The sequence below is a fragment of the Burkholderia sp. 567 genome (genome assembly GCF_040545115.1).
Lineage (GTDB): Bacteria > Pseudomonadota > Gammaproteobacteria > Burkholderiales > Burkholderiaceae > Burkholderia > Burkholderia ambifaria.
This window is the reverse complement of sequence record NZ_JBEPLG010000003.1, coordinates 254348-268195: the sequence shown is the minus strand read 5'-3', so window position 1 is coordinate 268195 and position 13848 is coordinate 254348. Positions and strand designations below refer to the sequence as shown.

Below are 13848 nucleotides of genomic sequence, written 5' to 3'. Positions count from 1 at the left end.
GAATTCAGTGGGCAGGCGCGGTGCGTTCCTGGTATTCGCGCGGCGTGCAGCCGAGTTCGCGGCGGAACACCGCATACATGTATTGCAGCGACGTGAAGCCGCAGCGGATCGCGACTTCCGCGCTCGACGCATTGCGGGCCGCGAGCAGCGCCTGGGCGGCCTCGAGCTTGTGACGCAGGATTTCCTGGTGCACGGTGCGCTGCAGTTCGCGCCGGAAGTGTTCTTCGAGCAGCGAGCGCGACACCCCGACGTAGTCGGCGACCTGTTCGGTCTTGATCCCCTGGCACGCGTACTGGCGGATGAAATGCCGTGCTCGCATCACGTGCGGGCTCGCGAGCGGCTGATGGCGCGTCGATTCGAGCACGTTGATGCCGACCGGCGGCACGAGGATGCGCTGCCCCGGAAAACGCGCGCCGCGCAGCATCCGGTGCAGCAGGTGCGCGGCGGTGCGGCCCATTTCCTCGGTGCCCTGGATCACCGACGACAACGGAATGCGCGTCAGCGTGCGAGTGAGCGGATCGTTGTCGATGCCAATGATCGCGACCTGTTCCGGCACCGCGATGCCGGCGATCAGGCACGCCTGCAGCAGGTGCCGCGCACGCGCATCGGTGACGGCGATCACGCCGACGGGTTTCGGCAGCGCATGCAGCCAGCCGATCAGCTGCTCGATCGCGTGATCCCAGCCCGACGCGCTCGTCGACACGCCACGGTAGATCGGCGCGTCGAGCCCGTCCGCGCGCGCGAGCCGGTCGAACGCGAGCTCGCGCTGCTGCGCCCAGCGATTCTCCTGCGCGGCCGGCAGGCTGTACATCGCGAAATGCGCGAGCCCCGCGCCGATCAGGTGCGTATAGGCGAGCGACACGAGCTTGGGGTTGTCGGTCGCAATATATGGGACGCCGTCCGGATACTGCGCCGAATCCTCGTATGACGAGCCGACCGCCACGATCGGCAGCGGCGAGCCGGCGAGCGCGTCGGCGACGGCCGGATCGTCGAAGTCCGCGATGATGCCGTCGCCGTCGAAGCGCTCGATGCCGGCGAGCCGGCAGCGGAAGTCGTCTTCGAGGAACAGGTCCCACACGACGCGCGTCGTGTGCAGATATTGGCCGATGCCGCTGATGATCTCGCGGTCGTAGACCTTGTTCGCGTTGAACAGCAGCGCGATGCGGTGCGGTGTCTGGGCGGAAGGGGCGCGGTTCATCTGGTGTCGGGGCACGCGCGCCGGGCGCGTCGTGCCGTTGTCTCCGGGGGCGCGCCCGGGGCGGCGGCGCGCGGTGTTCTGGTGTCCGGCGATTGTAGGACGGAACGCGTGCCGCGCGCAGCAACTGGCAAGAAACGTTAAGCATGCTGCGCAATTTCGCAATTGCCGGCCGGCAGGCGCACGGGCACGATCCAGTCAACCGAATTCGGCCGCGTGCGTCGCCGCGACGCGCGTTGCGCTGCAACAAGAGCCTGCACGGAGACACCATGTCGTATTTCGAACACATTCCCGCGATTCGTTACGAAGGTCCGCAGTCGGACAACCCGCTGGCCTACCACCATTACGACGCCGAGAAGCGTGTGCTCGGCAAGACGATGGCCGAGCATCTGCGGATTGCCGTGTGCTACTGGCACACGTTCGTATGGCCGGGGCACGACATCTTCGGGCAGGGCGCGTTCCAGCGGCCCTGGCAGCAGCCCGGCGACGCACTCGAGCGGGCGCGGCTGAAGGCCGATGCGGCATTCGAATTCTTCACGAAACTCGGTACGCCGTTCTATACGTTCCATGACACGGACGTCGCGCCGGAGGGCGACAGCCTGCGCGAGTACGCGGCCAATTTCGCGCGGATGGTCGACTATCTCGGCGAGCGCCAGCAGGCGAGCGGCGTGCGGCTGCTGTGGGGCACCGCGAACCTGTTCTCGCACCCACGCTTCGCGGCGGGCGCGGCGACGAACCCGAACCCCGACGTATTCGCGTGGGCCGCGACCCAGGTGTGCCACGCGCTCGACGCGACGCACCGGCTCGGCGGCGAGAACTACGTGCTGTGGGGCGGCCGCGAAGGGTATGAGACGCTGCTCAATACCGACCTGAAGCGCGAGCGCGACCAGTTCGCGCGCTTCCTGTCGATGGTCGTCGAGCACAAGCACCGGATCGGCTTCAAGGGCGCGCTGCTGATCGAGCCGAAGCCGCAGGAGCCGACCAAGCACCAGTACGACTATGACGTCGCGACCGTGCACGGCTTCCTCGTGCAGTACGGATTGCAGAACGAGATCCGCGTGAACATCGAGGCGAACCACGCGACGCTCGCCGGTCATTCGTTCCATCACGAGATCGCGAATGCGTTCGCGCTCGGCGTGTTCGGCAGCGTCGACGCGAACCGCGGCGATCCGCAGAACGGCTGGGACACCGACCAGTTTCCGAACAGCGTCGAGGAACTGACGCTCTCGTTCTACGAGATCCTGCGCCACGGCGGCTTTACCACCGGCGGGATGAATTTCGACGCGAAGGTGCGCCGCCAGAGCGTCGATCCGGAAGACCTGTTCTACGGCCACGTCGGCGCAATCGACGTGCTCGCGCTCGCGCTGGAACGTGCGGCGGTGCTGGTCGAGAACGACCGGCTCGACGCGCTGCGCCGGCAGCGCTACGCGCAGTGGGACGATGCGTTCGGACAGAAGATCCTGTCGGGCGGCTATACGCTGCAGTCGCTCGCCGACGACGCGCTCGCGCGCGGCGTGGATCCGCGGCATGCGAGCGGCGCGCAGGAGCGGCTCGAGAACATCGTGAACCAGGCGATCTACGGGCTGCGCTGACGCCATGTATATCGGACTCGATCTCGGCACGTCGGGTGTGAAGGCCGTTCTGCTCGACCGCGACGGCGCGGTGCGCGCGAGCGCGAGCCGCCCGCTGACGGTGAGCCGGCCGCGGCCGCGCTGGTCCGAACAGGCGCCGCGCGACTGGTGGGACGCGGCATGCGGCGCGCTCGCCGCGCTCGTCGATGAAGCACGCGCGGCCGGCATCAACCCGCATGACATCGCCGCGCTGGGGCTGACCGGGCAGATGCATGGCGCGACGCTGCTCGACGCGCAGGGCGATGTGCTGCGCCCAGCGATTCTCTGGAACGACGGTCGTGCGGATGCGGAGTGCGCGGAACTCGAGCGGCTCGCGCCCGCGCTGCGCACGGTGGCCGGCAACATCGCGATGCCCGGCTTTACCGCGCCGAAGCTGCTGTGGGTGCGCCGTCACGAGCCCGACGTGTTCGCGCGGATCGCGCACGTGCTGCTGCCGAAGGACTATCTGCGCTACCGCCTGACCGGTGCGTTCGCAACCGATCCGTCGGATGCCGCCGGCACGCTGTGGCTCGACGTCGCGAAGCGCGACTACGACGACGCGCTGCTGGCCGCGTGCGGACTGTCGCGCGCGCAGATGCCGGCCGTGGTCGAGGGCAACAGTGTGACCGGCACGCTGCTGCCGGCCGTCGCTCGCTCGCTCGGGCTGCGCGAGATCCCGGTGGTGGCCGGCGGCGGCGACAACGCGGCCGGCGCGGTGGGCGTCGGCATCGTGCGGCCCGGCGACGCGCTGCTGTCGCTCGGCACGTCGGGCGTTTATTTCGCGGTGTCGGACGGGTTTCGCGCGAATCCGGAATCGGCGGTGCACAGCTTCTGTCACGCGCTGCCCGATACGTGGCACCTGATGTCGGTGATGCTGAACGCGGCCGGCTGCCTCGACTTCAGCGCGCAGCTGGCCGGTTACGGCGGCGTCGCGGCGCTGCTCGACGATGCCGAGACGAACGCGCGCACGAGCCGCCCGTGGTTCCTGCCGTACCTGAGCGGCGAGCGCACGCCGCACAACGACGTGAATGCGAAGGGCGTGTTCTACGGGCTCACGCCCGACACGCAGCGTGCGGATCTCGCGAACGCGACGCTTGAAGGTGTCGGATTCGCGCTGCTCGACGGCATCGACGCGCTACATGCGGCCGGGCTCGCGCCCGACAGCATCACGGTGATCGGCGGCGGCTCGCGCAGCGCGTACTGGACGCAGATGCTCGCCGACCTGAGCGGCCGCGCGCTGACGCTGCGCGCGGGCGGCGAAGTGGGGCCGGCGCTGGGCGCCGCGCGCCTTGCGCGTCTCGCGCTCGAACCGGATGCGCCGCTCGACGACGTGTGCCCGCAGCCGCCGATCGTCGCGGTGCGCGAGCCCGACCTCGCGCGGCATGCGTGGTATCGCGACGAGCGGCGTCCGACGTTTCGCGCGCTTTACCGCGCGCTCGAACCGGTGTTTGCAACGGGCGCATGACGGGCTGATGGCCTGTGCGTTGCAGTGACTCGATGCGGGCGGCGCATTCCGGCGGCCGCCCGGCGTTCGTGAGGTTGTCCAATAACAAGGAGTGGAGACATGAAATCCGTGACGCGTCGTACCGTATTGAGCTCGCTTGCCGGCGCCGCTGCGCTGGCAATCCTCGCGCTGGGCGCACCGCTCGCGCATGCGAGCAAGGACAAGCCGGAGATCGGCTTCTGCATCGACGACCTGCGCGTCGAGCGCTGGTCGCGCGATCGCGATTACTTCGTCGCGGCCGCGACAAAGCTCGGCGCGAAGGTGTCGGTGCAGTCGGCCGATGCCAGCGAGGCGCGGCAGATTTCCCAGATCGAGAACCTGATCTCGCGCGGCGTCGACGTGATCGTGATCGTGCCGTTCAATTCGAAGACGCTCGGCAACGTCGTCGCCGAAGCGCGGAAGGCCGGCATCAAGGTCGTGTCGTACGACCGCCTGATCCTCGACGCGGATGTCGACGCGTACATCTCGTTCGACAACGAGAAGGTCGGCGAACTGCAGGCGCAGGGCGTGTTCGACGCGAAGCCGAAGGGCAACTACTTCCTGCTCGGCGGCGCGCCGACCGACAACAACGCGAAGATGCTGCGCGCGGGCCAGTTGAAGGTGCTGAAGCCGGCGATCGACCGCGGCGACATCAAGCTCGTCGGCCAGCAATGGGTGCCCGAGTGGAGCGCATCGACCGCGCTGCGGATCGTCGAGGATGCGCTGACCGCGAACAACAACAAGATCGACGCGATCGTCGCGTCGAACGACGGCACCGCGGGCGGCGCGATCCAGGCGCTCGCCGCGCAGCATCTGGCCGGCAAGGTGCCGGTGTCCGGGCAGGATGCGGACCTCGCGGCGGTCAAGCGCGTGATCGCCGGCACGCAGACGATGACGGTCTACAAGCCGCTGAAGCTGATCGCGAGCGAAGCCGCGAAGCTCGCCGTCGATCTCGCGAAGGGCGCGAAGCCCGCGTTCAACGCGCAATACGACAACGGCAAGAAGAAGGTCGACACGGTGCTGCTGCAGCCGACGCTGCTGACGAAGCGCAACGTCGACGTCGTCGTGAAGGACGGCTTCTACACCCAGGCCCAGCTGGCGAGCCAGTAACGGCACGACGGAGGCGATGCACGCGGCCGGCCAGGCAGGCGGCCGCGTGCGCACTGCGAGGCGATGAACGTATGACCGAACCCTTGCTGACGATGCGCGGCATCGTCAAGGCATTCGACGGCGTGAAGGCGCTCGACGGAATCGACCTGACCGTGCGGCCGGGCGAGTGCGTCGGCCTGTGCGGCGAGAACGGCGCCGGCAAGTCGACGCTGATGAAGGTGCTGTCGGGCGTCTACCCGCACGGCACGTGGGACGGCGAGATCCGCTGGGAAGGCGCGCCGCTCGTCGCGTCCGGCGTGCGCGACACAGAGCGCGCGGGCATCGTGATCATTCACCAGGAGCTGATGCTCGTGCCCGAGCTGTCGGTTGCCGAGAACATCTTTCTCGGCAACGAAATCACGCTGCCCGGCGGGCGCATGCACTACGCGGAGATGGTGCGGCGTTCGGAAGCGCTGCTGCGCGAGCTGCGGATCGACGCGATCAACGTCGCGCAGCCGGTGATGAACTACGGCGGCGGCCACCAGCAGCTGATCGAAATCGCGAAGGCGCTGAACAAGCGCGCGAAGCTGCTGATCCTCGACGAGCCGTCGTCGTCGCTGAGCGCCGCCGAGACGCGCATCCTGCTCGACATCGTGCGCGACCTGAAGCGTCGCGGTGTCGCGTGCGTGTATATCTCGCACAAGCTCGACGAAGTCGACGCGGTATGCGACACCGTGACCGTGATTCGCGACGGCCGCCATGTCGCGACCGAGCCGATGAGCACGCTGACCACCGATCGGATCATCGCGATGATGGTCGGCCGCGAGATCCGCAACCTGTATCCGCGCGAGCCGCACGAGATCGGCGACGTCGTGCTGGAGGCACGCAACGTGACCTGTCACGACGTGGCCAACCCGCGCCGCAAGCGCGTCGACGACGTATCGTTCAGCGTGCGGCGTGGCGAGATCCTCGGCGTCGCCGGGCTCGTCGGCGCGGGGCGCACCGAGCTGATGCAGGCGATCTTCGGCGCGTATCCGGGCGCGAGCACCGCGAGCGTGCGGATGAACGGCCGGCCGCTCGCGATCCGCGCGCCGGCCGACGCGATCCGCGCGGGCATCGCGATGGTGCCGGAGGACCGCAAGCGTCACGGGATCGTGCCGCAGCTCGGCGTGGGCCACAACATCACGCTGTCGGTGCTGCGCCGTTTCGCGACGCGCGGACGGATCGACGCCGCCGCCGAGCTCGATGCGATCCGCACCGAGATGCAGCGGCTGTCGGTGCGCGCCGCGCATCCGTTCCTGCCGATCGCGAGCCTGTCCGGCGGCAACCAGCAGAAGGCGGTGCTCGCCAGGATGCTGCTGGCCGACCCGCAGGTGCTGATCCTCGACGAGCCGACCCGCGGCGTCGACGTCGGCGCGAAGGCGGAGATCTACCGGCTGATCTTTGCGCTCGCGAAACGCGGCGTCGCGCTGATCGTCGTGTCGTCGGAGTTGCCGGAAGTGCTCGGGCTGGCCGATCGCGTGCTCGTGATCGGCGAGGGCGAGCTGCGCGGCGATTTCGTGAACGACGGCCTCACGCAGGAACAGATCCTCGGCGCCGCGCTGACGCCCGCGCGGCGTCCGGCCGAACCCATTGCAGCGAGTGCTCCATGAATACCGAACTGTCTTCCTCTTCCGCCGTGCCGCCGGACGCCGACGTGCGCCGCGCGCACGGCCATCCGTTGCGCCAGGTCTTCGTGCGCTACAAGGTGCTCGCGCTGCTGTTCGCGGTCGCGGCGATCTGGGTGTTCTTTTCGGTGCTGACCGACGGTGCGTTCGTCACGCCGCGCAACGTGTCGAACCTGCTGCGGCAGATGTCGATCACCGGGATGCTTGCGTGCGGGATGGTGTTCGTGATCATCGCGGGCGAGATCGACCTGTCGGTCGGTTCGCTGCTCGGGCTGCTCGGCGGCGTCGCCGCGATCCTCGACGTCAATCGTCACTGGCCCGTCGCCGCGACGGTGCCGGCGGTGCTCGCGCTCGGCGTGCTGGTCGGGTTGTTCAACGGCTGGTGGTCGACCTACCGTCGCGTGCCGTCGTTCATCGTCGGGCTGGGCGGAATGCTCGCGTTTCGCGGCATCCTGCTCGGCGTGACGGGCGGCTCGACGATCGCGCCGGTGTCCGACGGCTTCGTGTTCATCGGCCAGGGCTACCTGCCGCGCGTGGCGGGCGACGGCCTCGCGCTGCTGCTGTTCGCGCTCGTCGCGCTGCTGGTCGTCCGGCAGCGCGGCACGCGGCGCCGTTACCGGCTCGCGGTCGCGCCGCTGTGGCAGGACGTCGCGAAGATCGTCGGCGCCGGGGCCGTGCTGTTCGCGTTCGTCGCGATGCTCGACCGCTACGGCGGCATCCCCGTGCCCGTACTGCTGCTGCTCGCGCTGCTCGGCGCGTTCTCGTGGATCGCGACGCAGACCGTGTTCGGCCGACGCATCTATGCGGTGGGTTCGAACCTGGAGGCGACGCGGCTGTCGGGCGTCGATACGGATCGCGTGAAGCTGGCGATCTTCGCGCTGATGGGGCTGATGTGCGCGTTCGCGGGGATCGTCAATACCGCGCGGCTCGCGGCCGGCTCGCCGTCGGCCGGCACGATGGGCGAACTCGACGCGATCGCCGCGTGCTTCATCGGCGGCACGTCGATGCGCGGCGGCTCGGGCACCGTCTATGGCGCGCTGATCGGTGCGCTCGTGATGGCGAGCCTCGACAACGGGATGTCGATGCTCGACGTCGACGCGTACTGGCAGATGATCGTCAAGGGCGCGGTGCTGGTGCTGGCGGTGTGGATCGACGTGGTGTCGCGGTCGAACCGGCGGTGAGGGGGCGTTCTATCCCTTCTATTCCGCATCGGCCTTGATGAAGTCGACGAAGGCGCGCAGCGGAGCCGGTACGAAACGCCGCCCCGGGTAGTACAGATACGGGCCGGAGAACGGCCGCCACCAGCCGTCGAGCACGGGCTCGAGCGCGCCGCTCGCAAAGTACGGACGCAGCCAGTCTTCGTACAGATGCACGATGCCGAGCCCCGCACAGGCCGCGTCGACGATGAGATCGACGGCGCCGCCGATCTGCACGACGAGCGGGCCCGAGGGCTCCACGCGCACCACTTCGCCGTCGCGCTCGTATTCCCACGCCGGCATCGCGCCGCTCGCGAAGCGGCCGCGCAGGCATGCGTGATCGAGCAGGTCGCGCGGATGGGCGGGGCGGCCGCGCCGGTCGAGATAGGCGGGCGCCGCGGCGGTCGCGAGGCGTTGCGAACGTGGGCCGATCGGCACGGCGATCATGTCCTGTTCGAGGCGCTCGTCGTAGCGAATGCCGGCGTCGCAGCCGGCCGCGAGGATATCGACGAAGCTTTCGTCGGCCACGACGTCGAGCCGTATCTCCGGATACGCGTCGAGAAAGCGCGGGACGATCGACGGCAGCACGAGCCGCGCCGCGCTCATCGGAACGTTGAGCTTCAGCGTGCCGACCGGCTTCTCGCGGAACGTGTTCACCACGTCGAGCGCCGCCTCCACCTCGCTCAGCGCCGGCGTGAGCCGTGCGAGCAGACGCGCGCCGGCTTCGGTCGGCGACACGCTGCGCGTCGTGCGGTGCAGTAGCCGGACGCCCAGTTGCGCCTCCAGCCTGCGCACCGCTTCGCTGAGCCCCGATGCACTGGCGTTGGCCACGCGCGCGGCCTCGCGGAAGCCCTTCGCGCGCGCCACCGCCACGAACGCGTTCAGATCGCCGAGATCGACTTGCATTGTTCGCCTTTTCGTACAGGTTGTGCGCATTATGACCGCTTATCGTGCAGCGCCGCGCGGCGTAACCTGCGATTCACTCGTTCACACAGGAGCACGATCATGTCCCCCGTCGTTCAATCCGGTACGTTTTCCTTGGCGGGCCGCCGCGTTCATCGCCTCGGCTACGGCGCGATGCAACTGGCCGGGCCGGGCGTGTTCGGGCCGCCGAAGGATCGCGACGCGGCGCTCGCCGTGCTGCGCGAAGCGGTCGAAGCAGGCGTCGATCACATCGACACCAGCGACTTCTACGGTCCGCATGTGACCAACCAGCTGATTCGCGAGGCGTTGCATCCGTATCGCGACGATCTGCTGATCGTGACCAAGATCGGCGCGACGCGCGGCGACGACGGTTCATGGCTGCCGGCGTTCTCCGCCGACGCGTTGGCGGCCGCCGTGCACGACAACCTGCGCAACCTGGGTCTCGACGTGCTCGACGTCGTCAATCTGCGGATCATGTTCGACGTGCACGGCCCGGCCGAGGGCTCGATCGAGGCGCCGCTGTCCGCGCTGGCCGAACTACAGCGGCAGGGCCTCGTGCGACACATCGGGCTGAGCAACGTCACGGCCGCGCAGATCGCCGAAGGCCGGCGGATCTGCGACATCGCGTGCGTGCAGAATCATTACAACCTCGCGCATCGCGACGACGATGCGCTGATCGATGCGCTCGGCCGCGACGGCATCGCATACGTGCCGTACTTTCCGCTCGGCGGCTTCAATCCGTTGCAGTCGTCGACGCTCGATGCGGTCGCCGCGCGGCTCGGCGCGACGCGGATGCAGACAGCGCTCGCGTGGCTGCTGCGCCGCGCGCCGAACATCCTGCTGATTCCGGGAACGTCGTCGGTCGCGCATCTGCGCGAGAATCTCGCTGCCGGCGCGCTGGTGTTGCCGGACGACGCGGTGCGCGAACTCGACGGGGTCGGGGCTGCTGGCGGTTGACGTGGGCAGGGGCGCTGGTGTCGGACATCGCGTCATCCGGTCGCTGCGTCCGCGCCGGCCGCCGAATTCAGCGAGCCTGACCCAGTTGCTCGTCGATCGTGCGCGTCAACGGTGACTCGACATCGCCGGTGTGCTTCGTCTGCACGGGCTCGATCAGCACGATCCAGCATTCGTCGTCGGCGACGGGGTTATGCTGCGTGCCGCGCGGCACCACGTGCATCGAGCCGGCGGGCAAGTCGACGACGCGGCCGCCTTCATACTCGATCTTCAGGCGCCCGCGCACGACGAAGAACAGCTCGTCTTCATGCGCATGGTCGTGCCACACGAGCTGACCGCGAACCTTCGCGACTTTCACGTACTGATCGTTGACCTGCGCGACGACCTTGGGCGACCAGTATTCGGATACATCGGCGAAGGCAGCCTCGAGGTCGAACGATTCGGCGAACGCAGCGGCGGGAAGGGTCATCTCGTCTCCAGATCCAGTTGTGGCATGCGGGATCGAAACCGGCACGTTGCCGATTCATCGATATGTGGGGGTCAGGCCGATTATATTGATGCCGGCGTTACGGCGCACGGCGGCGTCGCGCCGCGCTCAGCGGACCAGCGCTGCCGCAAAGTCGCGGTACGCGTGCAGCGGGCGGCCGAGGATCGCGGTCAAGCGCTCGACATCGCCGGCTTGAGGCACCATCCCGTCGCTGACGTAGCGTTCGGCCATCAGGCGCATCTCGTAGGCCATCCATTTCGGCATGAAAGTCGCGAAATTGCTTTCGAACGCCGTGGGATCGTCGCCGCCGTAGGCCACCGGACGACCAAGCAGCTCCGACCAGATCGACGCCAGTTCCGTGCCCGTCAGTGTGTCGGGCCCGACTAGGTTGACGGTCTCGACCGGCAGCTTGCCGGGCGCGTCGTTGCGGCGGATCAGCTCGATCGCCGCGACTTCCGCGATGTCGCGCACGTCGACCATCGCGACGCCCTTGCTGCCGATCGGAATCGGGTAGACACCGTGATCGACGATCGTGTCCTTGATAATCAATTCGTTGTCCATGAAATACGCGGGGCGCAGGATCGTCGCGCTGAATCCCATCTGCTCGATCATCCGCTCGGCGCCGGATTTCACCGCGAAGTGCGGCACGTTGACGAAGCGGTCGGCATCGAAGACCGACAGATAGACGACGCGCTCGATACCCGCCTCGCGTGCAAGATTCAGCGCGATCAGCGCCTGCGTGAATTCGTCGCCCGCCACGCCGTTGAGCAGGAACAGCGTGCGCACGCCGGAGAAGGCCGTGCGCAGCGAGTCGATGTCGAGCATGTCGCCCTGAACGACATTCACCGCCGCCGGAAAATCGGCTTTGGACGGATCACGCACCAGCACGCGCACGTTGGCGCCGCGGTCGACGAGTTGATGGACGACCTGGCGGCCGACACGGCCGGTGGCGCCGGTAACGAGAATGGTCATGATGTTCGCTCCTGAGAGTACGGTTGGGTTGACTGCCCACGTAAGTTAGGTGATCCACACATGATCCGGAAGATGTGTTAAATAGACCCGGTGTCTCACAGGTGGAACACATGGACCTGCTCGCTCTCGCCGATTTCAATCTCGTCGCCCGTCATGGTAGCTTCGGGGAAGCCGCACGCGCGGCCGGGCGCCCGAAGGCGACGCTGTCGCGCCGCGTCGCGGAACTGGAGAACAGTCTCGCGCTGCGCCTGTTCGAGCGCGGCTCGCGCGGCGTGACGCTCACGCAGGAAGGGCGCGCACTTTACGAGCGCACGGGTGCGCTGCTCGCCGAGCTGGCCGACAGCGCATCGGCGATCGCATCGCGCGGCGAGCGGCCGCACGGCCGGCTGCGCATCAGCGCGCCGATGCTCTTTTCGCATTTCGCGATGGGCAAGCTGGTGGCGACGTTTGCGTTGAAATATCCGGACGTGCGGGTGGAAGTCACGACGGAAGACCGCCCCGTCGACATGATCGACGAAGGCTACGACCTCGTGATTCGCGTGAACCCCGACCCGGACGAAAGCCTGATCGGGCGCGTGTTCCTGCGTGACCGGCTGGTCGTCGTGGCCACGCCGGCGCTGGCACGGCCGAGCGGCGACGCGGCCGCACCGGCCGTCGTTCGCGGCAGCGACGACAGGCGCGCCGCATGGGACGTCACGGGCCCGGCCGCGACGTCACGTATCGCGATCGAGCCGGTGGCCCGGCTGTCGTCGCTGATCATGGTGCGCGATACGGTCCGGCTCGGGCGGGGCGCCGCTTGCTTGCCGGTGTCGCTCGTGAGCGGCGATCTCGCCGCCGGCACGCTCGTCAGTTGGGGCGACGTGCCGGGGCCCGACATCGCCCTGTGGGCGCTTTATCCTTCCAGGCGATTGTTGAGCGCGCGCGTGTCCGCGTTTCTCGATCACCTCAAGAGCACGTTTCCGTCGGGCACCCCGCAAGAACTGGCCGCCTATATCGACGGGCAGCAGTGAAACCGCGCCGCGCGCGGGGCGGGGTTCGCGATACCGCGGCGGCGCGCGTGCGTTACGTCCGGTCGCGGGTGCGTGCGCGTACCGCGCCCGTGATCACCGCGATGCCGAACAGGATGACGGCGACGATCTCGATGATGTGCTGCGACACGTGCAGCGTCATCAATCCCCATGCCACGCCGCCGATGAAAATGATCCATCCGACCAGGTAGATAAGCAGAGTCATCATTTTTCTCCTTGCGGTTCGGGTTCTCGCTCGGATTGCCGTCGCGCGGCCGCCGCTTTCTCCGGCAGCGGTTCGTGCGGATGCAGGCCGAGGCGTTCCATCAGGCGCCCAGCGTCGAACGGTGCTTTCGTTTTCACGTCGTTGTCGAAATAGCAGTACACGTCGCGCCGCTGCGCGCGCGGCGGCGCCAGATCCGGCGCCGCAAGGCGCGCATCGGCGGGCTGCGCGCCGCCGCACCACGACGTGATCCTGCGCGCCCACCGATCGAGCGACGCATCGGAATACTCGCCGGAGTACTTCGTTTCCGTGCCGTGCAGCCGCATGTAGACGAAGCGCGCGGTCAGATCCTCGAACTGCGGCCACGCCTCGGTGGAGTCCGACACGACGAGCGCGGCCTTGTGGCGGCGCAGCAGCTTCACGAACGCGGGATCCACGAAGCTCGCGTGACGCACTTCGACAGCGTGACGCAATTTGCGCTTGCGGTCGATGTGCAAATACGGCGTCTTGACCCTGCGGTCGTGCTGTTGCGCGAGGGCGAGCGCGGCTTCCGTGTCGGGCGGCAGCAGCCTCAGGAAATGTTCCATGTGCTCGGGGTCGAAACGCAGCGATGGCGGAAATTGCCATAGGATCGGCCCGAGCTTGTCATTCAGCGCAAGGAGCCCCTGCGCGAAGAAGTTCGCACATGCCGTCGTCGCCGTTTCGTCGCGAAAGCGCAGCATGTGGGTCAGATAGCGCGAGCCTTTCACGCTGAACGTAAAACCCGGCGGCGTTTCGTCGTACCAGCGCCGCCAACTGGAGAGCGATTGCAGGCTGTAGTGCGTGCCGTTGATCTCGATCGTCTGCATCCGGCCGGACGCGTATTGCAGCTCGGCGGCCTGCTTCAGCCCTTTCGGATAGAAGGTGCCGCGCCAGCCGTCGTAGCGCCAGCCTGAGATGCCGATGTGTATCTCGCCGGTTGTGCCTTTCACGTCGATGCCCGGAAGTCCGTGGATATCCGTGGCAAGTAGCAACGCGCGTGCCACGGCGTGCGGCATGCGC

At 67.9% G+C, this 13848-nt stretch carries 13 protein-coding genes; 7 read left to right on the top strand and 6 right to left on the bottom strand.

All coding sequences use genetic code 11. From position 1 onward, the window contains the following. Positions 1-4: 4 nt before the first annotated feature. Positions 5-1198: a XylR family transcriptional regulator gene (locus tag ABIC50_RS11675; protein ID WP_354163940.1), complete on the bottom strand. Its 1194-nt coding sequence runs from the start codon at positions 1196-1198 to the stop codon at positions 5-7. A gap of 266 nt (positions 1199-1464) precedes the next feature. Here ABIC50_RS11675 and xylA point away from each other — a divergent pair, with 266 nt between their 5' ends. The 5 genes from xylA to ABIC50_RS11650 all read left to right on the top strand — a co-directional run bounded on the left by xylA (position 1465) and on the right by ABIC50_RS11650 (position 8225). Further along, positions 1465-2787 carry a xylose isomerase gene (gene xylA / locus ABIC50_RS11670; protein ID WP_354163938.1) on the top strand — a complete coding sequence of 441 codons (1323 nt, stop codon included), beginning with the start codon at positions 1465-1467 and terminating at the stop codon, positions 2785-2787. A 4-nt stretch (positions 2788-2791) separates the two neighbouring features. After that, positions 2792-4270: a xylulokinase gene (gene xylB, locus ABIC50_RS11665; protein ID WP_354163937.1), complete on the top strand. Its 1479-nt coding sequence runs from the start codon at positions 2792-2794 to the stop codon at positions 4268-4270. Between the two features lie 99 nt (positions 4271-4369). Then, positions 4370-5398 (top strand): D-xylose ABC transporter substrate-binding protein, encoded by a 1029-nt coding sequence (gene xylF / locus ABIC50_RS11660; RefSeq protein WP_354163935.1) that lies wholly within the window; start codon positions 4370-4372, stop codon positions 5396-5398. A gap of 71 nt (positions 5399-5469) precedes the next feature. Beyond that, the gene (xylG, locus tag ABIC50_RS11655) at positions 5470-7029 is read left to right on the top strand and encodes a D-xylose ABC transporter ATP-binding protein (RefSeq protein WP_175707902.1); all 1560 of its coding nucleotides are present in this window, start codon (positions 5470-5472) and stop codon (positions 7027-7029) included. After that, complete coding sequence (locus ABIC50_RS11650; protein ID WP_354163933.1) at positions 7026-8225, top strand: sugar ABC transporter permease; 1200 nt, start codon at positions 7026-7028, stop codon at positions 8223-8225. The genes xylG and ABIC50_RS11650 overlap by 4 nt, the downstream gene beginning before the upstream one ends. A gap of 18 nt (positions 8226-8243) precedes the next feature. Here the strand turns inward: ABIC50_RS11650 and ABIC50_RS11645 are convergent, their stop codons facing one another. After that, complete coding sequence (locus ABIC50_RS11645) at positions 8244-9146, bottom strand: LysR family transcriptional regulator (protein WP_354163932.1); 903 nt, start codon at positions 9144-9146, stop codon at positions 8244-8246. A 99-nt stretch (positions 9147-9245) separates the two neighbouring features. Between ABIC50_RS11645 and ABIC50_RS11640 the strand changes: the two genes are divergently transcribed. Beyond that, positions 9246-10121: an aldo/keto reductase family oxidoreductase gene (locus tag ABIC50_RS11640; protein ID WP_354163930.1), complete on the top strand. Its 876-nt coding sequence runs from the start codon at positions 9246-9248 to the stop codon at positions 10119-10121. Between the two features lie 67 nt (positions 10122-10188). Here ABIC50_RS11640 and ABIC50_RS11635 read toward each other — a convergent pair whose 3' ends face one another. Continuing rightward, complete coding sequence (locus tag ABIC50_RS11635) at positions 10189-10587, bottom strand: cupin domain-containing protein (RefSeq protein ID WP_354163929.1); 399 nt, start codon at positions 10585-10587, stop codon at positions 10189-10191. 126 nt (positions 10588-10713) lie between these two features. Beyond that, positions 10714-11577 carry an SDR family oxidoreductase gene (locus tag ABIC50_RS11630; RefSeq protein WP_354163928.1) on the bottom strand — a complete coding sequence of 288 codons (864 nt, stop codon included), beginning with the start codon at positions 11575-11577 and terminating at the stop codon, positions 10714-10716. Between the two features lie 110 nt (positions 11578-11687). Here ABIC50_RS11630 and ABIC50_RS11625 point away from each other — a divergent pair, with 110 nt between their 5' ends. Continuing rightward, complete coding sequence (locus ABIC50_RS11625) at positions 11688-12587, top strand: LysR family transcriptional regulator (RefSeq protein WP_354163927.1); 900 nt, start codon at positions 11688-11690, stop codon at positions 12585-12587. A gap of 52 nt (positions 12588-12639) precedes the next feature. Here the strand turns inward: ABIC50_RS11625 and ABIC50_RS11620 are convergent, their stop codons facing one another. Both ABIC50_RS11620 and ABIC50_RS11615 read right to left on the bottom strand, forming a co-directional pair. Next, on the bottom strand, positions 12640-12813 hold the full coding sequence (locus ABIC50_RS11620) for a hypothetical protein (protein WP_011661214.1): 174 nt from the start codon (positions 12811-12813) through the stop codon (positions 12640-12642). Beyond that, positions 12810-13778 (bottom strand): DUF72 domain-containing protein, encoded by a 969-nt coding sequence (locus tag ABIC50_RS11615; RefSeq protein ID WP_354163926.1) that lies wholly within the window; start codon positions 13776-13778, stop codon positions 12810-12812. The genes ABIC50_RS11620 and ABIC50_RS11615 overlap by 4 nt, the downstream gene beginning before the upstream one ends. Positions 13779-13848 lie beyond the last annotated feature (70 nt).

Bases quoted from the DNA above. Each gene is read 5' to 3' on its own strand.
- ABIC50_RS11675 (WP_354163940.1), bottom strand. From the start codon at position 1,198: ATGAACCGCGCCCCTTCCGCCCAGACACCGCACCGCATCGCGCTGCTG.
- xylA (WP_354163938.1), top strand. From the start codon at position 1,465: ATGTCGTATTTCGAACACATTCCCGCGATTCGTTACGAAGGTCCGCAG.
- xylB (WP_354163937.1), top strand. From the start codon at position 2,792: ATGTATATCGGACTCGATCTCGGCACGTCGGGTGTGAAGGCCGTTCTG.
- xylF (WP_354163935.1), top strand. From the start codon at position 4,370: ATGAAATCCGTGACGCGTCGTACCGTATTGAGCTCGCTTGCCGGCGCC.
- xylG (WP_175707902.1), top strand. From the start codon at position 5,470: ATGACCGAACCCTTGCTGACGATGCGCGGCATCGTCAAGGCATTCGAC.
- ABIC50_RS11650 (WP_354163933.1), top strand. From the start codon at position 7,026: ATGAATACCGAACTGTCTTCCTCTTCCGCCGTGCCGCCGGACGCCGAC.
- ABIC50_RS11645 (WP_354163932.1), bottom strand. From the start codon at position 9,146: ATGCAAGTCGATCTCGGCGATCTGAACGCGTTCGTGGCGGTGGCGCGC.
- ABIC50_RS11640 (WP_354163930.1), top strand. From the start codon at position 9,246: ATGTCCCCCGTCGTTCAATCCGGTACGTTTTCCTTGGCGGGCCGCCGC.
- ABIC50_RS11635 (WP_354163929.1), bottom strand. From the start codon at position 10,587: ATGACCCTTCCCGCCGCTGCGTTCGCCGAATCGTTCGACCTCGAGGCT.
- ABIC50_RS11630 (WP_354163928.1), bottom strand. From the start codon at position 11,577: ATGACCATTCTCGTTACCGGCGCCACCGGCCGTGTCGGCCGCCAGGTC.
- ABIC50_RS11625 (WP_354163927.1), top strand. From the start codon at position 11,688: ATGGACCTGCTCGCTCTCGCCGATTTCAATCTCGTCGCCCGTCATGGT.
- ABIC50_RS11620 (WP_011661214.1), bottom strand. From the start codon at position 12,813: ATGATGACTCTGCTTATCTACCTGGTCGGATGGATCATTTTCATCGGC.